The 19,052-nt window shown below is 69.9% G+C and carries 18 protein-coding genes and 1 riboswitch; of the genes, 5 read left to right on the top strand and 13 right to left on the bottom strand.

Going from position 1 to position 19,052, the window contains the following annotated elements; all coding sequences use genetic code 11:
• Nucleotides 1–92: 92 nt before the first annotated feature.
• On the top strand, nt 93–1,325 hold the full coding sequence (locus ACN6LB_RS11920) for a glycosyltransferase 87 family protein (RefSeq protein ID WP_445025785.1): 1,233 nt from the start codon (nt 93–95) through the stop codon (nt 1,323–1,325).
• On the opposite strand, the gene ACN6LB_RS11915 is transcribed toward ACN6LB_RS11920, so the two are convergent.
• A complete protein-coding gene (locus ACN6LB_RS11915; protein WP_445025784.1) occupies nt 1,286–2,614 on the bottom strand; it encodes an MATE family efflux transporter in 1,329 nt (442 codons plus the stop codon). The genes ACN6LB_RS11920 and ACN6LB_RS11915 overlap by 40 nt on opposite strands.
• Before the next feature lie 101 nt (nt 2,615–2,715).
• On the opposite strand from ACN6LB_RS11915, the gene ACN6LB_RS11910 reads away from it, so the two are divergent.
• Nucleotides 2,716–3,246, top strand: coding sequence for a PadR family transcriptional regulator (locus tag ACN6LB_RS11910; protein WP_445025783.1), 531 nt, complete (start codon nt 2,716–2,718; stop codon nt 3,244–3,246).
• Here the strand turns inward: ACN6LB_RS11910 and ACN6LB_RS11905 are convergent.
• The 5 genes from ACN6LB_RS11905 to ACN6LB_RS11885 form a co-directional block, all read right to left on the bottom strand.
• The gene (locus ACN6LB_RS11905; RefSeq protein WP_445025782.1) at nt 3,234–4,430 is read right to left on the bottom strand and encodes a hypothetical protein; all 1,197 of its coding nucleotides are present in this window, start codon (nt 4,428–4,430) and stop codon (nt 3,234–3,236) included. The genes ACN6LB_RS11910 and ACN6LB_RS11905 overlap by 13 nt on opposite strands.
• A 34-nt stretch (nt 4,431–4,464) precedes the next feature.
• Nucleotides 4,465–5,487 carry an NlpC/P60 family protein gene (locus ACN6LB_RS11900; RefSeq protein ID WP_445025781.1) on the bottom strand — a complete coding sequence of 341 codons (1,023 nt, stop codon included), beginning with the start codon at nt 5,485–5,487 and terminating at the stop codon, nt 4,465–4,467.
• 214 nt (nt 5,488–5,701) lie between these two features.
• Nucleotides 5,702–6,754, bottom strand: a complete 1,053-nt coding sequence (locus ACN6LB_RS11895) for a C40 family peptidase (protein ID WP_356143053.1) — start codon at nt 6,752–6,754, stop codon at nt 5,702–5,704.
• A gap of 304 nt (nt 6,755–7,058) precedes the next feature.
• Nucleotides 7,059–8,408, bottom strand: coding sequence for an NYN domain-containing protein (locus ACN6LB_RS11890; protein ID WP_356143055.1), 1,350 nt, complete (start codon nt 8,406–8,408; stop codon nt 7,059–7,061).
• Between the two features lie 34 nt (nt 8,409–8,442).
• Complete coding sequence (locus ACN6LB_RS11885; RefSeq protein WP_356143057.1) at nt 8,443–8,682, bottom strand: hypothetical protein; 240 nt, start codon at nt 8,680–8,682, stop codon at nt 8,443–8,445.
• A 153-nt stretch (nt 8,683–8,835) separates the two neighbouring features.
• Between ACN6LB_RS11885 and ACN6LB_RS11880 the strand changes: the two genes are divergently transcribed.
• Both ACN6LB_RS11880 and ACN6LB_RS11875 read left to right on the top strand, forming a co-directional pair.
• Nucleotides 8,836–9,579 (top strand): rhomboid family intramembrane serine protease, encoded by a 744-nt coding sequence (locus tag ACN6LB_RS11880; protein ID WP_445025780.1) that lies wholly within the window; start codon nt 8,836–8,838, stop codon nt 9,577–9,579.
• Nucleotides 9,576–9,857, top strand: a complete 282-nt coding sequence (locus ACN6LB_RS11875; RefSeq protein WP_356143061.1) for an Lrp/AsnC family transcriptional regulator — start codon at nt 9,576–9,578, stop codon at nt 9,855–9,857. The genes ACN6LB_RS11880 and ACN6LB_RS11875 overlap by 4 nt, the downstream gene beginning before the upstream one ends.
• Nucleotides 9,858–9,883: 26 nt before the next feature.
• Here the strand turns inward: ACN6LB_RS11875 and ACN6LB_RS11870 are convergent, their stop codons facing one another.
• The 6 genes from ACN6LB_RS11870 to ctaE form a co-directional block, all read right to left on the bottom strand.
• On the bottom strand, nt 9,884–11,245 hold the full coding sequence (locus tag ACN6LB_RS11870) for an aminotransferase class V-fold PLP-dependent enzyme (protein ID WP_445025779.1): 1,362 nt from the start codon (nt 11,243–11,245) through the stop codon (nt 9,884–9,886).
• A gap of 224 nt (nt 11,246–11,469) precedes the next feature.
• Nucleotides 11,470–11,586, bottom strand: a riboswitch (SAM riboswitch).
• Nucleotides 11,587–11,671: 85 nt separating this feature from the next.
• Nucleotides 11,672–12,736 (bottom strand): anthranilate phosphoribosyltransferase, encoded by a 1,065-nt coding sequence (gene trpD / locus ACN6LB_RS11865; protein WP_356143065.1) that lies wholly within the window; start codon nt 12,734–12,736, stop codon nt 11,672–11,674.
• 127 nt (nt 12,737–12,863) lie between these two features.
• Nucleotides 12,864–14,501, bottom strand: a complete 1,638-nt coding sequence (qcrB, locus tag ACN6LB_RS11860) for a cytochrome bc1 complex cytochrome b subunit (RefSeq protein ID WP_356143067.1) — start codon at nt 14,499–14,501, stop codon at nt 12,864–12,866.
• Entirely contained in the window at nt 14,498–15,562 is a 1,065-nt protein-coding gene (gene qcrA, locus ACN6LB_RS11855) for a cytochrome bc1 complex Rieske iron-sulfur subunit (RefSeq protein WP_445025778.1), read from the bottom strand. Before qcrA ends, qcrB begins: the two co-directional genes overlap by 4 nt.
• Nucleotides 15,559–16,368, bottom strand: a complete 810-nt coding sequence (gene qcrC, locus ACN6LB_RS11850) for a cytochrome bc1 complex diheme cytochrome c subunit (protein ID WP_356143071.1) — start codon at nt 16,366–16,368, stop codon at nt 15,559–15,561. The genes qcrA and qcrC overlap by 4 nt, the downstream gene beginning before the upstream one ends.
• Nucleotides 16,369–16,432: 64 nt before the next feature.
• Nucleotides 16,433–17,053: an aa3-type cytochrome oxidase subunit III gene (ctaE, locus tag ACN6LB_RS11845; protein ID WP_356143073.1), complete on the bottom strand. Its 621-nt coding sequence runs from the start codon at nt 17,051–17,053 to the stop codon at nt 16,433–16,435.
• Nucleotides 17,054–17,255: 202 nt separating this feature from the next.
• Here ctaE and ACN6LB_RS11840 point away from each other — a divergent pair, with 202 nt between their 5' ends.
• On the top strand, nt 17,256–17,657 hold the full coding sequence (locus ACN6LB_RS11840; protein ID WP_445025777.1) for a hypothetical protein: 402 nt from the start codon (nt 17,256–17,258) through the stop codon (nt 17,655–17,657).
• 82 nt (nt 17,658–17,739) lie between these two features.
• On the opposite strand, the gene ACN6LB_RS11835 is transcribed toward ACN6LB_RS11840, so the two are convergent.
• Nucleotides 17,740–19,002, bottom strand: coding sequence for an Ig-like domain-containing protein (locus tag ACN6LB_RS11835; RefSeq protein ID WP_445025776.1), 1,263 nt, complete (start codon nt 19,000–19,002; stop codon nt 17,740–17,742).
• Nucleotides 19,003–19,052: the final 50 nt, after the last annotated feature.

The following is a 19,052-nucleotide window of genomic DNA, read 5'->3' as shown; positions in this document are numbered from 1 at the left end:
TACGGCCGCGCTTCATGGCTCTCGCACAGCATGGCACGCCATCATGACTCAGCGAAATCCACAAGATCGACGCAAACAAGGGTCAGGTGGTCATGACGGGCGCAAGGGGGACAAGGCTCCCGTACGGGCTGCCGGCGGTCTGGGGCCTGACCAGGCTGGCGCTGCTGCTCTTCGTCTTCAAGGTGTTCCTCTTCCCCGGCCCGGACGTCACCACCGATGTGTCGGTGATCTACCAGGGCTGGTACGACGTCCTGCGCACCGGCACCTTCCCGCTCGACGACGTCACCTGGCAGTACCCGCCAGCCGCCGCGCTCGCGATCCTCTCCCCCGCACTGCTGCCCTTCCTCGGCTACGCCTCGGCGTTCTTCGTCCTCGCCTTCCTCGCGGACCTGCTGGTCTTCTGTCTGCTGCAGTACGCGGGCCTGCGTCCGGGCAAGTCGCCGCGCGGCGCCTGGGTGTGGGTGGTGGGCGTCCCGCTGCTCGGCCCGACCGTGTACGCCCGCTACGACGTGATGGTGACGGCGGTGGCGGTGGCCGCACTGCTGGCCGGTGCGCGCCACCCGCGGGTGATGGGGGCGCTGACGGGCCTCGGCGCGCTGCTGAAGGTGTGGCCGGTGCTGCTGCTGGTGGGGGTGCGCAAAGGGGCGGCGTGGGCCTCGGCCGCGGTGACCGTCGCCGTGACGGCGGTGCTGTTCACGGCGGCGATGCCCGGCGCCTTCGCCTTTCTGACCTTCCAGCGCGAGCGGGGCACCGAGGTGGAGTCGCTCGGCTCCCTCGTCTTCCATGTCGCCCGGCACTTCGGCTGGGACGGCGAGGTGGTGCTGAACTACGGCTCCGTGGAGTTCGTCGGGAAGTACGTCGACGTGGTGAGCACGGCGGCGCTGGGGCTCACGGCGGTCGCCTTCGGCTGGCTGCTGCTGTGGCGGCTGAGCGCCAGGCACTTCCTGCCGCACACACTCGCCGACGCCGCGTTCGTGGCGGTGCTGATGTTCACCGCGACCAGCCGGGTCATCAGCCCGCAGTACCTGGTGTGGCTGGTCGGGCTCGCGGCCGTCAGCCTGTGCTTCCGGGGCAGCCGGATGGCGCTGCCGGCCGGCCTGGTGATGGCGGCGTGCCTGGTGACCGTGCTGGAGTTCCCCGTCTGGTTCGACCATGTGGTCCTCAGCGACGGGCTGGGCCTCACCCTGCTGTTCGCGCGCAACGGCCTGCTGGTCCTCGCCGCGCTGCTCGCCGCCCGGGAGCTGTGGCGGGGCACGGTGTCCCAGCCGGCCCCGACCGTGCCCGCTCAGGCCGCCCGCACCAAGGAGACACTCGCCTCGCCGTGATCCCGGGCGCGCCCGGCCCGCCGCAGGAGCACCATGACCGCCGCGCACTGCACGGTCATGGAGAGCGCCATGGCGAGGCAGATCCCGGGCAGTCCGAGCCCCGACAGGGCGTAGGCGAGCGGGAGTTGGACCGCCGTGCCGAGCAGGGTCACGCGCAGCAGGAGCGGCGCGCCGCCGCTTCCCTCGAACACCCCGCCGACCGCGATGAAGCACGCCATCAGCAGCAGATAGGGGCCGATGCAGCGGAGCAGGAGCACGCCCTCGTGCGCGACGTCGGGTCCGGCGCCGAAGGCCCGCATGATCCAGGGGGCGAGGACGCAGAGCAGGGCCGCGGCGACAAGGCCCACGGCTCCCGACACGAGCACCGCCTGCCGTCCGACGGCGCCTCGCTCGTCGCGGCCCGCCCCGCGCAGGTGCGCGGTGTGGATCGAGGCGGCCTGCCGGACGGAGTAGAAGGCCATGGTCGCGATGTACATGACCTTGTAGGCGATGGAGTACGCCGCCACGGCGGTCACTCCGAGCCTGGCCACGATCGCGACCAGGACGAGCGCGCCGCCCTGGCGCACGGTGAAGTCGGCGGACATCGGCAGGCCGGTGCGCAAGGTCCGGCGCAGCGCGGCTCCGGTGCTCTCTGCGGGGCGGACGTCCGCCGCCGTGCGCAGCAGCGCGTTGCGGCTCAGCACGTACAGCCCGACGGCGAGGGCGGCGGCGCGGCACAGCACGGTGGAGGCGGCGGCGCCCCGGACGCCGTAGCGGTGGATGAGGAGCGGGTCGAGGCCCAGGATCAGGCCGTTGGCGAGCAGGGCCAGGCGCATCGGGGTGCGGGTGTCGCCGGTGCCCTTGAGGATGCCGTCGACGAGTTGCTGGGCGAAGAAGACGGCGATGCCGGGCAGGGAGATCGCGAAGTACTGCACGGCGAGCGTCAGGGCGGGCCCCGCGCCGCCCAGGACCAGCCGGGCGAGGGGTTCGCGAAGGAGCAGGCCGCCGACGGCGACCACGGGGGTGACCACCGCGAACAGGGCCCAGCCGCCGCGTACGGCCGACCGGAGGGCGCCGGGGTCCTCGGCCCCCCGGGCGTGCGCGACCAGCACGGTCGTCCCGGAGGCGAAGACCAGGGCGACCCCGAGCAGCACGTTCTCGGTGTTCGTCGCGACGGCCACGGCGGCGACGGCCGCGCCCCCGAGCCGCGAGACCCACACGGTGTTGATGATCCCGGCGGCGACGGAGGCGAGCAGGGAGAAGTAGACGGGATGGGCGAGTGCGACGAGCTGCTTGCGGTGGGTGTTCACGGAGCCCCCTCGATACGAGCTACCTCGTTTAGAGGTAGCTCGATAAGAGGTACCATGCTGATACGACGCCCGCAAGCGCCCCGCGAGAAGGAGCTGATCCCGTGCTGGAACTGTCGATCCTCGGCTTTCTCCACGAAGAGCCCCTGCACGGCTACGAGTTGAAGGAGCGGATCAAGGCCCTCAGCGGCCATGTCCGCCCGGTCAGCGACGGCGCCCTCTACCCCGCCATCAACCGCCTGATCGCCGCGGGCAAGCTCGACGAACACGAGGAACCCGGCGCCGGCGCGGCCCCGCGCCGCATCCTGTCGCTCACCGAGGAGGGCCGCGAGGATCTCCTGGAGCGGCTGCGCCGGCCCAAGCAGGCCGAGATCACCGACCAGGTGCGCTTCAACACACTGCTGGCGTTCCTGCGCCATCTGCCCGACCCGGCCGAGCAGTCCGCGGTGCTCCGCCGCCGGCTGGACTTCCTGGAGACACCGGCCAGCTTCTTCTACCGCGACGGCAGCCCCGTAAGTGCGGAGGAGGCCGGCGACCTCTTCCGGCAGGGCATGTTGCGGGTCGCGCGCGCCACGGGCGAGGCCGAGCGGAAGTGGCTCGCGGAGGCCATCGGCCTGCTGGATCAGCCGAGTTGAGCCCGGAGATAGTCCCGCCACCGCGCGGTGAACTTCTCCGGCGTCGTCCCTAGCTCGTCCCGCAGCGCGTCCTCGACCGCGCCCGGCCGCTTCCGGTGGCTGCCGACCGCGCGGTAGAAGTCGTTGAGGCGGACCTCGCCCCAGTGGTCAGCGATCAGCCGACAGGCCATCCAGCCGCCCTCGTAAGCCTTGGCCAGCTCCGTCGCGCTCCCGCTGAACCCGAAGGCCGCGTCGTCCGGCAGCCCGGCCGGCACCTGCCCGTCCAGCACGGCCCGCTGCAGCTCGGGCGCGGCCTGCGCCGCGGTGCGGCCGCTGCCCCGGTAGCCGACCCAGTCCGCGTACCCCTCGGAGAGCCACAGAGGCGTGGCGGCGGTGGTGCGGGCGCGGGTGGCGACGTGCGTGGTCTCGTGGGTGAGCACGACCTGCCGGCCGAAGTCACCGAGCACGCCGTACGCGTCCGGGTTGACGATGATCCGGTCCGCGGGCGCCTTCGCCGAACCGCCCGCCTCCCCCGTGGTGACCGCCGCGATCCCCCGGTACCCGGACGCGGACGCCCCGAGCAGCCCCGCCATGTCGTCCAGCGAGTCCGGTACGAGCACGACGTCGCGCCGCGCCCAGTCCGTGCCCCACGCGTCCGACACCGCGGGCACCGCGTGGTCCGCCAGGTCCGCGTAGCCGCGCAGCGCCTCCTGCGACTGCCCGACCCCCAGCACGAGGCTGTGCTTCCCCCGGGCGACCAGGACGTCCCCCTGGTCCCACAGCTGCTCGCCGGTCTTCTTCGCGGGCTCGTCGGACACGACGTACCAGCCACCGTCGCGACGGGTCAGGGTCAGCGTGCGGGCGGCGGTGACGGGCGCGTGGTCGTAGCCGTCGATGCGGTAGCGCAGCTCCGCGTCCGCCGTCGCCCGGTCGCCCGAGCGGTGCACCCCGGTCAGCCGGTAGGACCAGGCCGCCAGCGGGACCCGGTCCAGGTTCCCGAACTCCTCGACCCCGGCGCCCTGTTGACCGGTGGCCCGGAACGCCGGCTCGTCCCGGTCGAGGACCGCCAGCGCCCGCCGGTCGAGCACCCGCCGCACATCCGCGGACACACTGTCCGAGCCCTGACCGCCTCCGCAGCCGACGAGCACGGCGAACAGCAGCACCAGGGAGAACCCCGCTCGCGACGTACGCCTTCGACCTGCCACCTTTCAGATCGTACGGCGCCTCACCCCCGTCCGGTCAGACGCGGGTGACCGACGAGACCGGCATCATCCCGACCGGGTCGTAGCGCACGGGCGCGCCCGGATAGGGGGCGTGGATCACCTGGCCGTTGCCCATGTACATCGCGATGTGGCTCGCGTCGTCGCGGTAGGCGATCAGGTCGCCGGGCTGCGCCTGGGAGAGCGGCACCTGCCGTCCGGCGTACCGCTGCGCCTGCGAGGTGCGCGGCAGCCCGACGCCCGCCTGCGCGTACGACCACTGCATCAGGCCCGAACAGTCGAAGCCGCCGGGGCCGTTGGCACCCCACACATACGGGCGGCCGAGCGCGGAGCGGGCCGCGGCGATGGCGGCCGCCGCGCGGTCCGAGGAGGGGGCGCCGGCGCCGAGGTCCGGCATGTCGGCGCGGGTCGAGCGGGAGGCCCGGTCGTAGGCGGCGCGTTCCGCGGACGGCAGCTGGTTGAGCAGCTGCCGCGCCTTGGCCAGCTTGCGTTCGACGGTCCGTTTGTGCCGGGTGACGGCCTTGCGGCTCTTCTCCAGGTCGGCGAGCTTGCCGGTGGCCTCCGCGCGCTCCTGGGCGAGGTCGCGCATGGCGCTTTCGAGGTCCTTCAGTTCGCCGGCCTGGTGGACGGTGATGCGGTCGAGCGCGGCGGCCTTGTCGAGGTAGTCGTCCGGGTCGTCGGAGAAGAGCAGCGCGAGGGAGGGGTCGATGCCGCCGGAGCGGTACTGGGCCCCGGCGAGCGAACCGAGGGCGTCCCGCATGGTGTTGATGCGTTCCTGCTGCCGGGCGATCCGGTCCTGGGCCGTGGACACCTGCTCGCGCAGCGCGTCGGCACGCTCGTCGGCCTTGTTGAACGCCTCGGTGGCCTTCTCGGCCTGCTCGTAGAGGCGGTCCACCTCGGCCCGGGTGTCGTCCTGCGGCGCGGCGCCGGCCGGTACGGCGCCGAGGGCCGCGGCCGCGGTGGCCGCGGCGGACAGCACGGCGACCGTGGCGCCACGGCCCCTGCTCAGGCCGGATGGTGCAAAGCGGCGATGGGACCCCACGACCGGTCGCACTCCCTTCCGCTGACGTACCCCCGGAGTTGGGGGAAACGCGCCAGACAGTAGCCGTGCGATCACGTCCCGACCAACGACCTCGGCGGGCACACACAGTGACGCCCCGCCTATGACGCAGGTCATGGGCGGGGCGTGGGGTCAGCGCGAGGTGCTGCAATTCGCCCGATTGGGCGGCGCGGCGAACCTCGGTTACGGACGGCGGTCAGCCGATCCGGACGCCGAACTCGAAGGTCATGTTGCCGATCGCCTCGTAGCGGACGACCGCGCCGCTGTGCGGGGCGTGCAGCACCTGGCCGTGGCCGGCGTAGAGGCCGACGTGGTGGAAGTCGCCGTAGAAGATGACCAGGTCGCCGACCTGCAGATCGCTCTGCGAGTAGATGCGGGTACCGGCGTTGGCCTGGGCCTCGGAGGTCCGGGGTATGGAGACACCGGCCTGGGCGTACGCCCACGAGGTGAGGCCCGAGCAGTCGAAGGAGCTGGGACCGGAGGCGCCGTAGACGTACGGCGAGCCGATCTTGCTCTGGGCGGCGCCGAACGCGGCACCGGCGCGCCCGGAGGCGGGAGCGGTGGAACCGGAACCCGAACCGGAGTCGAGGGCGTCGCGCGCGCTGGCGCGGCTGGCGCGCTCCTGCTCGGCGTCGAGGGCCGCCTTCTCCTTGGCCGTCAGGGTGTTGAGGAGCTTCTGCGCCTCGGCGAGCTTGCCCTGGACTTCCTTCTTCTTCTTGCCGAGTTCCGTACGGGTGTCGGCGAGGTCCTTGAGCTTCTCGGAGGCTTCCTGGCGCTGCTGGGCGAGCGATCGCTGCTTCTCCTGGACCTTCTTCAGCGAATCGACCTGCTGACTGCTCAGCTGGTCCATCGCGGACGCCTTGTCGAGGTAGTCGTCCGGGTCGGAGGAGAGGAAGAGCGCCACGGACGGGTCGACGCCGCCGGTGCGGTACTGGGCGCTGGCCATCGAACCGAGGCCGTCACGCAGCTCGTTGAGGTCTTCCTGGCCGCGGGCGACGTTGTCCTGGAGCGTGGAGATCTGCTTCTCCAGCTTCTCCTGCTTCTCCTTGGCGCCGTTGTACTTCTCCGTGGCCTTCTCGGCCTCTTCGTAGAGCTTGTCGACCTTGGACTTGACCTCGTCCTTGCTCGGCTTCTCGCTCGGCGCGGCGTTGGCGGCGTTCGCGCTGAAAGCCACGGCAGCGGCTGCGGCGGTGGTGAGCACGGTCACACGGGTGCGGCTCGGCTGCTTGGGTCGACGGTGGGACGCCACGAAGGCGAGCTCCTTCTTCCTCCAGCCGCCTGCCGATACCCCGACGGGCGGTGCACCTCCGCCGTCACTCCCAATGAGTGATCACCCGAGCGGGGGTTCGAGGGCTGACCCTAGTGACCTTCCTGTGATCAGTTCAAATCCTCAGGTGAAAAATCTCGGTCACCGAGCGCATTCTTTACACTCAACTCACGAGCGGTAATGCGCGTTTGACGCTACGTTGCGTGAAGACCCCGCCAATTCGGGCATCAAGCCCAGAGGTTACGCATGGTGCGTACGTTGCCTATGAGACGTACGCCGCAGACGGTCAACCGTGCGAGAAGCGCTTGAGGAGCACCACCGAAGCCACCGGTCGCGCACCAGCCTTGGCGATGCCGTCGGCCACCTCGCGGTCGGTGGAGACGACGATGACCGGCCGGCCCGGCGGCTCCGCGCGCACCAGCTGGCGGATCAACTCGTCCGCGGTGACACCCGGCTTGGAGAACAGCACCCGCACACCCCGCGGCGGCGCCAGCAGCACCGGCGCGGCCAGCTCGGCCCCGTCGAAGACACAGGTGACCTCGGCGCCGGTCTGCGCGGCGAGCTGCGAGAGCTGACCGAGCAGCCGCAGCCGCTGCTTCTCCAGGGGCATCTGGGGGTAGCCGGTCTTGGTGACGTTGTAGCCGTCGACGACCAGATGCGCCTGCGGCAGCGCGAGGAGCTGGTCGAGGATCGCGGGATCGTTTTCGGACAGGGCGCGGGTGGCGATGTCCTTCGGCGTCATCCGGCCCGGCTCGACCGCGTCGACGGTCTCGGCGGGGCGCACCGAAACCGGCGGCAGGGCGAGTTCACGGCGCAGCCCCTGCGTCGCGTCCAGCACGGTGTCCAGCAGCAGCCGTACGCGCATGTCCTCGACGCTGCGGCCCTCGCGCGCTGCCTTGCGGGTGGCCTCCAGCGTCGCCTCGGCCTCGCTGAGCCGCGCCTTGAGCCGCCGGGTCTCGCTCTCCGCGGCCGACATCTGGGTCTGCCCGTCGGTGCGCAGGGCGTCCATCTCGGCCTGCAGCTTGCGCACGGCAGCCTCGCCGCGCTTGACGTCGCTGAAGGCGCTGCGCAGCTTGCGATGGAGCGAATCGGCTTCCTTCTTCGCCGACTCCAGCTCCGTGCGCAGCCGTTCGGTCTCGGCCCGGGTCTGGTCGCGGGCCTGGGCGAGCTCCTCGCGCAGCCGCTCCAGCTCGACCCGGCTCTCCTCGTCGGCGCGCTCGGCGTCCGCCCGCTGGGCCTCCTCGCCCGCGGCGGTCACCAGCTTCACCCAGCCGGTGGGGCGCAGCACGTACGCGGCCGCCGCCACGTCCAGCGGGTCGGCGGCCGGGGGCGGCGCGGCCGAGTCGAGGGCCGCGGCCAGTTCCGGCTGGGCCTCGCGGAGCTTCTCGGCGATCCGCTGTCTGAACAGCGGGTCCGTCTCCAGCGCCGCGGCCATCGCGTTGCCCGCGAACTTGGCCCGGCGGGTCGGGGTGAACCGGGCATACTGCCGCAGCGGAGCGGGCAGTTCGGCGACCGTCAGTCCGCCGAAGCCGTCGGAGACGATCTGCACGACACGGCGGCGCACGCCGTCGGGCAGCGGACGGTCGAGCACCTCAGCGGTGCCGTCGTCCGGCTCCCCGCCTGTGGTCTCCACCATCCGTCACCCCAATGCCTGTGCGGGGCCCGCTCCCTCAGGAGCCGGCGCCCGGCCTGTCCACGAGTTCCACCTGATCCACGGCGTTGCACCAGCGGCAGCGCACCGACTCGATGGTCTCACTGACCACCTCACGTTCCTCGACGTTCGGCTCACCGGCCAGGTCGAGGTGTACGTACTCGACGACCTTCGACGAGCGGGTCACGTCGAAACGCGTCAGATTGCCGCAGAGGGTGCAGCGCCACCGGGTCTCGGCGGTGGGCGGGGGAACCGTCATCGTGGCTGGTCGCTTTCCTTCTAGTGTGCGTCCGAACCGGTCGCCCGGTGCGTGTGGCTCGTTACCCTACGGCCTGGCGGGGACTCGACGCTCGGCTGTCCACGGCGGCGAGGCGGCCTGTGCGGTTCGGTCCCGTTACGCCATGCTCTGTTCATGATCGGCAACCGGGGCGGCAGCTGGGGTGCGACGGTCGGCGGAGCCCTCCGCCGACAGCCGGCGCCGATGACGTACGCAGTGATCGTCCTGTGCTGCCTGATCTTCGTGATCGGTCCGGCGGCCGGGCTCAATCCCGTCTACGGCACCGGTGACGAACTGCTCGCCGCGCAGCGCTCCTACTTCGCGCGCTGGGGCGTCGTCCCGGCCGAGCTGCTCGGCGGCGCCCCGCGCGCCGCGCTGACACCCGCGACGGCGCTCTTCGTGCACGGCAGCTGGCTGCATCTGCTGGGCAACATGCTCTTCCTCTACGTCTTCGGGGCGATGGCCGAGGAACGCATGGGCCACATCGAGTTCGCCCTCTTCTACGTGGGCTGCGGCTATCTGGCCCTGCTGGGGTACGCGGCCGCCAACGCCGGCTCCGCCCAGACACTGGTCGGCGCCTCCGGGGCGATCTCCGCGGTCCTCGGCGCGTTCCTGTACTTGTTCCCCGGGGCCCGGGTGACCAGTCTCTTCCCGTTCCTGTTCTTCCTGCCGCTGCGCTTCCCGGCCTGGCTGGTCCTGCCGTTCTGGGCCGCCCTGCAGTGGCTGGCGGCGGGCCGGGCCGCCCAGGGCCCCGGCGTCGCCTACCTGGCCCACCTGGTGGGCTTCGGTCTGGGCTTCGTCTACGCGTGGGTCCGATTCGGCCCAACCACTAGAGTGAAGGCCTCAGCAGCGGCCCCCGAGGGAGAGAACCAACCGTGATCACCGCGATCGTCCTCATCAAGACCAGCGTGGACCGGATCCCCGAGATCGCCGAGTCGATCGCCGCGCTGGAGAGCGTCAGCGAGGTCTTCTCCGTCACCGGCACCTACGACCTGATCGCGATGGTCCGCGTGAAAGCCCACGACGACCTCGCGGACATCATCCCCGGCCAGATCAGCAAGATCCCCGGCGTCGAGGCCACCGACACCCACGTCGCGTTCCGTACGTACTCCCAGCACGACCTGGAGGCGGCGTTCGCGATCGGTCTGGACTCCTGACCTGCTGAACACCGCCTCACAAAGGCTCAGACCGCCGGCACGCAGCGCCCGCCCTCGGTCCGGTACTGCCACCGCGCACCGTCGCGGACCAGCTCCTTCACCGCGCGCACGAAACGCTCCACGTGCTCGTCGGGCGTACCGGCACCGAAGCTGACGCGGATGGCGTTGAGGGACTTCTCCCCGGGCGCCGCCTCGGGGGCACCGCACTCGCCCTGGGTCCCGGGGTCGCTGCCCAGCAGGGTGCGGACCAGCGGGTGCGCGCAGAACAGGCCGTCGCGGACGCCGATGCCGTACTCGGCGGAGAGCGCGGCGGCGAAGTGCGAGCTGTTCCAGCCCTCGACGACGAAGGAGAGGACACCGACGCGCGGGGCGTCGTCGCCGAACAGCGAGAGCACACGCACCTCGGGGACCTCGGCGAGGCCCTCGCGGACCGTGTCGATCAGCTGCTGCTCGCGGGCGACCAGTGTGTCGAAGCCGGCCTCGGTCAGGGCCTTGCAGGCCGACGCGATGGAGTAGACGCCGATGACGTTCGGGGAACCGGCCTCGTGGCGGGCGGCCGTGTCGTGCCACTCGACGTCCACTCCCCCGTCCTCGCGCCGCGCGACCTTGCGGCTGGCGCCGCCGCCCGCGAGGTACGGCTCGGCAGCACGCAGCCAGTCGGAGCGGCCGGCGAGGACGCCGGAGCCGAAGGGCGCGTACAGCTTGTGCCCGGAGAAGGCGACCCAGTCGACGTCGAGGTCCTGCACGGACACCGGGTGGTGCGGGGCGAGCTGCGCGGCGTCCAGGACGATGCGGGAGCCGTGCGCGTGGGCGGCGGCGGCCAGCTCACGCACCGGCCACAGCTCACCGGTGACGTTCGAGGCGCCGGTGACGCAGACGAGGGCCGGGCCGTAGGGGTCGCGGTCGGCGAGGGCGCGCTCCAGGGTGGCGACGGCCTCGCCGGGGGTGCGCGGGGCGTTCAGGTAAGTCACCCGGGCGTCCCGCCAGGGCAGCAGCGAGGCGTGGTGCTCGGTCTCGAAGACGAAGACCTGGCAGTCGGCCGGGAGAGCGGCGGCGAGCAGGTTGAGGGAGTCGGTGGTGGACCGGGTGAAGACGACCTGGTCGTCCTCACGACAGTCCAGGAACTCGGCGACGGTCACGCGGGCGTTCTCGAACAGGTCGGTGGACAGCTGCGAGAGGTACCCGGCGCCACGGTGCACGCTGCCGTAGTAGGGGGCGTACGCGGCGACGTCGTCCCACACCCGCTGGAGTGCCGGGGCGCTGGCCGCGTAGTCGAGGGCGGCGTAGGTGACCTCGCCACCGGTGACGAGCGGGACGGTCACATCCCGGCCCAGAACGGGCAGAGGGGTACAAAGGGTCTGGTCGGCGGCAGCGGTGGAGACAGACATGGCGAACTCCCGTGAGAGGCAGGCGCGGGGGTCTGGGGGTATCCCCCAGAAAGGCACAGCGCTGCGCGAGCACCCGTCGACGGGTATGGCTCAGCGCAGGAGGAGGTGAAAAGAAGGGTGCGGAAAAGGGGCTTCGAAAAGCCCTATCGCATTCGCTTGCTCACGAGACTGCTCCCTTGAGGACCAGGACCCCAGGGATGCGCCACTCGAAATGAGTGCGCAGGGGTCCGCGCTTGCCGTAGACCTCGCTGCCTACGGCCTGGTCTTCACCCGGGGCACCCCGCCACGGACGGAGGGTTGCCGGACAGTCGGCCGGGGCCTCATGACTGTCGCTCATGACCTGGTACAGCATCTTGCCACACGATCTTCGACGCGCAAGGCGCAGTCCAGGATCCGGACTGCGCCTCGCGTCACATCACGTACGGCTCAGGCGTTGCTGGCCGCCACCCACCGCTCCAGGACCCGCTTGGCGGCCCCGGAGTCGATGGCCTCGGCCGCCTTCTCCATTCCGGCGCGCAGCTGGTCCGCGAGGGTTCCGTCGCCCGGCGAGAGAGCCACCAGCGCGGCCGCCGAGTTCAGCAGCACCGCGTCCCGTACGGGGCCGGTCTCGCCGTTCAGCAGCCGTCGGGCGACCTCCGCGTTGTACGAGGGGTCGCCGCCGCCGAGCGCCTCGACGGGGACGAGGGCGAGGCCGGTGTCGCGCGGGTCGAAGGACTCCTCGCGCACCTTGCCGTCCCTGACTACCCAGACGTGGGAGGTGGCGGTGGTCGTCAGCTCGTCCAGGCCGTCGTCACCCCGGAAGACGAGCGAGGAGTTGCCGCGCTCGGCGAGGACGCCGGCCACGATGGGCGCCATACGGGGGTCCGCGACGCCGACGGCCTGCGCCTTCACCCGGGCGGGGTTGGTGAGCGGGCCAAGGGCGTTGAACGTCGTACGGATGCCCAACTGGCCGCGTGCGGCGGCCACATGACGCAGCGCCGGATGGAACTTCACGGCGAAGCAGAAGGTGATCCCGGCCTCCTCGGCGACCTCGGCGACCCGCTTCACGCTCAGGTTCAGGTTGACGCCGAGCTTCTCCAGTACGTCGGAGGAGCCGGACGCGGAGGACGCGGCGCGGTTGCCGTGCTTGACGACCTTGGCGCCCGTGCCGGCCACGACGATCGCCGACATGGTGGAGATGTTGACGGTCTTTGCGCCGTCGCCCCCCGTTCCGACGATGTCGACGGTCTCGCCCGGCACCTCGATCACGTTCGCGTGCTCGTACATCGTCCGGACGAGCCCGGTGATCTCCTCGACGGTCTCGCCCTTGGCGCGCAGCGCGACCATGAAGCCGGCGATCTGGGCGTCGGTCGCCTCACCGCGCAGGATGCGGTCCATCGCCCAGGCGGTGTGGTCCGCGCTCTGGTCACGGCCGTCGAGGAGGCCGTTCAGCACCTCGGGCCAGGAACGGCCCGCCGCGATATCGCCTCCAGCGGGGGTCACAGCACTCATTGCCGCTCCTGGGTTCGTAGACACGTACAAGCTGGGTCCACCCTATCCAGGGCCGCGGACGGCAAAGAGCCCCGTCCATGAACTGGACGGGGCTCCTGCCGTGGCGATCAGTACCGCTGGGCGGGGATCAGTGGTGGCCGTGGCCGCTCGTGATCTCCTTGTACTCCTCGACGGTGGGCTTGGGGATCTGGTTGTTCTCCCCGTAGTAGCCCTTGCTGAGCTTGGCGCGCAGCTTCTGCGTGCCGCTCACCTTGCGCTCGACACCGTTCTCGTCGACCGTCGGGCCGATCTCGGCGGGCCGGTACTGCTCGTGCGCGGTGAGGGTGTGCAGCGCGTCCTGGCTGAGCGGCTCGTGGATCTCGACGAACTCACCGTGCGGCAGGCGCTTGATGATGCCCGACTCACGGCCGTGCAGCACCTTGTCGTGGTCGCGACGCTGGAGGCCGAGGCAGATCCGCTTGGTGGCGATGAACACGAGCACCGGTACGACGAAGAACGCGATCCGGACGAACCAGGTGATCGAGTTGATCGACAGGTGGAAGTGCGTGGCCCAGAGGTCGTTGCCACCACCGACGAGCAGGACGAAGTACCAGCTGATCCACGCGGCACCGAAGGCCGTGCGGGTCGGGACGTTGCGCGGGCGGTCCAGGATGTGGTGCTCGCGCTTGTCGCCGGTGACCCAGGACTCGATGAACGGGTAGACCGCGATCGCGACCAGGACCAGCGGGAAGATCATCAGCGGGATGAACACGCCCAGGACGAGCGTGTGACCCCAGAGGTTGATCTCCCAGCCCGGCATGACACGGATCAGGCCCTCGGAGAAGCCCATGTACCAGTCGGGCTGGGCGCCGGTGGACACCTGGTCCGGACGGTAGGGACCCATGGCCCAGATCGGGTTGATCGAGGCGATCGCCGCGATGACCGCGATGACACCGAAGACCAGGAAGAAGAAGCCTCCGGCCTTGGCCATGTAGACCGGCAGCAGCGGCATGCCGACGACGTTCTTGTTGGTCTTTCCGGGGCCCGCGAACTGCGTGTGCTTGTGGTAGAAGACCAGGATCAGGTGGCCGACGACCAGGCCGAGCATGATGCCCGGCAGCAGCAGTACGTGGATCGAGTAGAAGCGGGCCACGAAGTCGCCGCCCGGGAACTCTCCGCCGAAGAGGAAGAACGACAGGTACGTGCCGACGATCGGCACGGACAGGACCGCGCCCTCCATGAAGCGGACACCGGTGCCGGAGAGCAGGTCGTCCGGGAGCGAGTAACCGGTGAAGCCGGTGAACATGCCCAGGACGAACAGCAGGAAGCCGAACAGCCAGTTGACCTCACGGGGCTTGCGGAACGCACCCGTGAAGAACACGCGCATCATGTGCACGAACATGCCGGCGAGGAAGATCAGCGCCGCCCAGTGGTGGATCTGCCGGATCAGCAGACCACCGCGCACCTCGAAGGAGATGTGCATGGTCGAGTTGAACGCCTCGGACATCAGCTGACCCTGCAACGGGACGTAGCTGCCGTCGTACACCACCTCGTTCATCGAGGGGTGGAAGAACAGCGTCAGGTACACACCCGTGAGGATGATGATGATGAAGCTGTAGAGGCAGACCTCACCCAACATGAACGACCAGTGGTCGGGGAAGATCTTGCGCATGTTGGACTTGGCCAGGGAGTAGATCCCCAGACGGCCGTCGGCCCAGTCGGCCACCCGCTCACCGGCGGGCGCCTTCTCGCGCGAACGCGAGTCGGAGGTGGTGGTAGTGCTCATCCGCGCTCCCAGAATGCAGGACCGACGGGCTCTTCGAAGTCGCCGAGCGCCTCGAGGTAGCCGTCTGCGTTCACACCGATGCGCAACTGCGGCAGGGCGTGACCGGCCGGGCCGAAGATCACTCGGGCACCGTCGGAGAGGTCGAAGGTGGACTGGTGGCACGGGCAGAGGACGTGGTGCGTCTGCTGCTCGTACAGGGAGATCGGGCAACCGACGTGGGTGCAGATCTTCGAGTAGGCCACGATTCCCTCGTGGGACCACTCGAGTTCCTTCTTGTCCTTGATGTTGTCCGGCTGGAGCCGGACGATCATCAGGGCAGTCTTGGCGATCTCCTTCTGGAAGTCCTCGTCGTGCTCCTCCAGGCCCTCGGGCTTGGCGAACGTCAGCGAACCGACCACGACGTCCGAGGCACGCAGCGGCTCGTTGGTGTTCATGTTGACGAGCAGCTTGCCCTTGGACCAGAGCGTGTGACGCAGCTTGGTGCCGGGCAGCGGGCCGAGGTCGCGCAGCAGCATGACGCCGGAGAGCGGGAACAGGGCCAGCGCGCCGAACATCGTGTTGCGGATCAGCTTGCGGCGGCCGAGCGCCGACTCCCTTGCGCCGTCCCTGAAGTCGGCCATGACCTTGGCCTTGACCTCGGGCGGGGCCTCGATCGGGTGACGCTCGTCCGCGATCTCCACGTCGGACATCAGGGTGCGGGCCCAGTGGACCGCCCCCGCGCCGATGGTGAAGAGCGCGATACCGAGGGTCATTCCCAGCGCGAAGTTCAGCGCGCTGATGTGCCCGATCGGGAAGACGTAGATCGCCTTGTCGTTCGGGATCGCCACGTACGAGGCGATGAAGCCCACGGTGGCCAGCATCGACAGCGTGAACAGGAAGGCGACGACGCGCTCGGAGCGCTTGGCGGCCTCCTCGTCGATGTCCTGGACGCGGTGCTCGTGGGGCGGCAGGCCGGGGTTGGCGAACGGGTTCTTCTCGTCCGCGACGGCGACCGTGCCGTGACCGTGCTCGTCGTCCTGCGCTACCGGCAGGTTCTCTTCTGGAATCTCTTGGCTACTCATGACTTCTTGGCCTTTGCGGTCCGAGCGGCGACCCAGACGGCGACGGCGATCAGGGCGCCGAGGCCGAAGATCCAGGCGAACAGTCCCTCGCTGACCGGTCCGAGACCGCCCAGCTCGAGGCCGCCGGGGCTCTCGGTGTCGTCACCGTTGACCGCGTCGAGGTACGCGATGATGTCCTTCTTGTTCTTCTCCGACAGCGTCGTGTCGGGGAAGGACGGCATGTTCTGCGGGCCGGTCTGCATGGCCTCGTAGATGTGCTTCGGGTCCACACCTTCAAGGTCCGGCGCGAACTTGCCGTGGGTCAGCGCACCGCCCTTGCCGGTGAAGTTGTGGCACTGCGCGCAGTTGGTGCGGAAGAGCTCGCCGCCCTTGGCGATGTCCGCGCCCTCCGGGCTGACCTGGTTCTTCGTCGGAACCGAGGGACCGGCGCCGAGCGAGGCGATGTACGCCGCGAGCTGGTCGATGTCGGCCTGCGAGTAGATGACCTTCTTCTTCGGCACCTGGGCACCGGGCTGCTGGGCCGGCATACGGCCGGTGCCGACCTGGAAGTCGACCGCCGCGGCGCCGACCCCCACCAGGCTCGGCCCGTCGGAGGTGCCCTGACCGCCGGTTCCGTGGCAGGTTGCGCAGCCCACGGAGTAGATCTTCTTGCCCTCGTCGATGGCGAGGGACTGGGCGGTGTCATCGGCCTGCGCCTTGCTCGCGGGTGCGAACGCGGCGTACAGCCCCCCTGTGCATGCCAGCGCGAGGAGTAGGACGACGACCGCCGCCAGCGGATGGCGTCGTCGTGCGGAGAGCTTTTTCACGGATTACCCCGGTGTCAGGATCTTCTGCGTCGGTGCTTCTGGATGTTTCGGGCGGTTCGCCCGATTACTTGATCATGTAGATCGTGGCGAAGAGGCCGATCCAGACCACATCGACGAAGTGCCAGTAGTAGGACACGACGATGGCGGCGGTTGCCTGCTCATGGGTGAACCTCTTGGCCGCGTACGTCCTGCCGAGGACGAACAGGAAGGCGATGAGGCCGCCGGTCACATGCAGACCGTGGAAGCCGGTGGTCAGGTAGAACACCGAGCCGTACGGGTCGGAGGAGAGCGAGAGCCCGTCCTTCTTGACCAGTTCGGTGTACTCGAAGACCTGACCGCCGATGAAGATCGCACCCATGATGAAGGTGACGATGAACCAGCCCCGGAGCTTCTTCACATCCCCGCGCTCGGCGGCGAACACGCCGAGCTGGCAGGTCAGGGAGGAGAGCACCAGGATCGTGGTGTTCGTCGCGGAGAACGGGAAGTTCAGGCTGGACGCCATTTCCTTCCAGTGATCCGGCCCGGTCACCGATCGCAGGGTGAAGTACATCGCGAAGAGGGCCGCGAAGAACATCAGCTCGGAACTCAGCCAGATGATGGTTCCGACGCTGGTGAGGTTCGGCCGATTGACCGACGGGTGCGCGTGCCCTGTTTCTACTGTCGTTGCTGTCGCCACGACCGACATTATGTCGGTCGCTTATCCCGCCCTCACCCCGGGGGGTGCCGTTCGGAGTGTCCGCGGCGTGTGTCCTGCCCGTATGGCCCATCGAAGCCCTGTCCGAACCGTGGTTGACGAGGTGTCCGGAGGAGTAGCATCCGCGCATCGGTTCACGCCCGTACGACGCCAAAGTCGCGGAAACTGTGTCTTCTAGATGCGCGGAGGAACAATGCAGCCGACCGCCACGGTGCTGGTCTACAGCGACGACTCCAACACCCGGGAGCAGGTACGGCTCGCGACGGGCCGCAGGCCGGCCGCCGACGTGCCTCAGGTCGAGTTCATCGAGTGCGCGACACACGCAGCCGTCATCAAGGAACTGGACCGGGGCGGCATCGACGTCTGCGTCCTGGACGGGGAGGCCGCTCCGATGGGCGGAATGGGCGTCTGCCGCCAGATCAAGGACGAGATCTTCAACTGCCCGCCCGTGCTCGTCCTCATCGGCCGCCCGCAGGACGCCTGGCTGGCCACGTGGAGCCGTGCGGACGCCGCGGTGACCTTGCCGGTCGATCCGGTGGAGTTCGCGGCCTCCTTGGCCTCTCTGCTCCGTCAGAGGGCGGCGCTGAGCGCCTGAGGGTTCGGGACTGCCCGCCGTCCGGCGACCGCGGGCAGTCTTTGGTTGCTCGCGCCGTTCCCCGCGCCCCTTGCGGGGCGCCTCAGACACTCTCCGGCCTCAGGCGGGCCCTGTCCGCCGGGCTGGGACCGTCCGGCGTGCCCTTCAGGAGGGCGCTGCCGGTGCGCCATTTCTTCCAGCCGAGGTTCCAGTCGCCGAAGCCGTTGCCGAACGGGTCCATCGTGTCGCCGTTGGAGTTGACGACCTTCACGATGTCGCCCTCGCGGACGTGGTCGAAGAACCACTCGGCGTCACTGGTGCTCATCCCGGTGCAGCCGTGGCTGACGTTGGCGTACCCCTGCTCGCCCACGGACCAGGGCGCGGCGTGCACGTATTCGCCGCTCCAGGTCACGCGGGTGGCGTAGTACACGGGCAGGTCGTACGAGTCGGAGCTGCCCTCGGCGATGCCGATGCTGGTACCGCGCATCCGTACGAAGTACTCCTTGCCCAGTACGACCTTGACGCCGTTGCGGGTCTCGAAGCCGGGCTTGCCGGTGGTGACGGGGATCTCGTTGATCTCCTTGCCGTTCTTGTAGACGGTCATGGAGTGCGAGGACGCGTCCGTCACCGCGATGAGGCGGTCGCCGATGGTGAGCTTCAGGGGCTTCACGTCGGCGCCCCAGAGCCGTTCGGCGACCTTGACGCCCGAGAGGTTACTGTGCGCCAGGACGGTGGAGTTGGCGGGCCAGTAGTCCTTGGGGCGGTAGTGCAGCGTCTTGTCGTCCACCCAGTGCCAGGCGCCCTCCACGGCGGGCGTCGAATCGACGCGCAGGGCGCGCTCCACGACGGCCCGGGCGGCCTTGTCCTTGACGGGGGCGCTGAGTTCGGCGGTGACGGGCTGGCCGACGCCGTACTTGCCCTTCTGCGGCCCGAACGTCACCTTCAGGCGCTTCTTGGTCTTCGGGGTGCTGGTGCCGAAGGTGACGACCTTGCGGCCGGGGGCGCCGTCGTCGTCCTCCGTGCTCACCCGCACCGTGTAGCGGGCGCCGGCGGCGAGCGGGGAGGTGCTGTGCCAGCGGCCCCCGTCTGCGGCGAGTTCGCCCGCCACGTACCGCCCGGTCGCGTCCGTGGCCGTCACGTCGGTGATGCGCCCGTCGTCGCCCTCGGTGGTGATCTCCAGGGGCTTGTCGGGGTCGACCTTCTTCCCGCCGCCGGTGGGGCTGTTGAAGGAGATCTGACCTGCCGCGTCGTACGGCTTGGCCGACAGGGGTTGGCCGCCCGAGCCGCAGGCGGTGGCGCCCGCGCCGAGGGCGACGACCAGCGTGGTGCAGCTGACGACCGTGCGGATTCGCGGTGAGTGGCTCATGGACTCACGCTATGGAGCTTCGTCAGCACCGGCGCGGTGGGTAACTCGGA

This window comes from Streptomyces sp. SAS_270 (assembly GCF_052543295.1).
The sequence above is the reverse complement of the archived record's forward strand: the minus strand, read 5'-3'. Positions and strand labels throughout refer to the sequence as shown.

What these genes read in the sequence shown, in the direction of transcription:
- ACN6LB_RS11920 (WP_445025785.1), top strand. Translation starts at nt 93, where the DNA reads ATGACGGGCGCAAGGGGGACAAGGCTCCCGTACGGGCTGCCGGCGGTC.
- ACN6LB_RS11880 (WP_445025780.1), top strand. Translation starts at nt 8,836, where the DNA reads ATGATCGGCAACCGGGGCGGCAGCTGGGGTGCGACGGTCGGCGGAGCC.
- trpD (WP_356143065.1), bottom strand. Translation starts at nt 12,736, where the DNA reads ATGAGTGCTGTGACCCCCGCTGGAGGCGATATCGCGGCGGGCCGTTCC.
- ACN6LB_RS11870 (WP_445025779.1), bottom strand. Translation starts at nt 11,245, where the DNA reads ATGTCTGTCTCCACCGCTGCCGCCGACCAGACCCTTTGTACCCCTCTG.
- qcrB (WP_356143067.1), bottom strand. Translation starts at nt 14,501, where the DNA reads ATGAGCACTACCACCACCTCCGACTCGCGTTCGCGCGAGAAGGCGCCC.
- ACN6LB_RS11890 (WP_356143055.1), bottom strand. Translation starts at nt 8,408, where the DNA reads ATGGTGGAGACCACAGGCGGGGAGCCGGACGACGGCACCGCTGAGGTG.
- ACN6LB_RS11840 (WP_445025777.1), top strand. Translation starts at nt 17,256, where the DNA reads ATGCAGCCGACCGCCACGGTGCTGGTCTACAGCGACGACTCCAACACC.
- ACN6LB_RS11885 (WP_356143057.1), bottom strand. Translation starts at nt 8,682, where the DNA reads ATGACGGTTCCCCCGCCCACCGCCGAGACCCGGTGGCGCTGCACCCTC.
- qcrA (WP_445025778.1), bottom strand. Translation starts at nt 15,562, where the DNA reads ATGAGTAGCCAAGAGATTCCAGAAGAGAACCTGCCGGTAGCGCAGGAC.
- ctaE (WP_356143073.1), bottom strand. Translation starts at nt 17,053, where the DNA reads ATGTCGGTCGTGGCGACAGCAACGACAGTAGAAACAGGGCACGCGCAC.
- ACN6LB_RS11835 (WP_445025776.1), bottom strand. Translation starts at nt 19,002, where the DNA reads ATGAGCCACTCACCGCGAATCCGCACGGTCGTCAGCTGCACCACGCTG.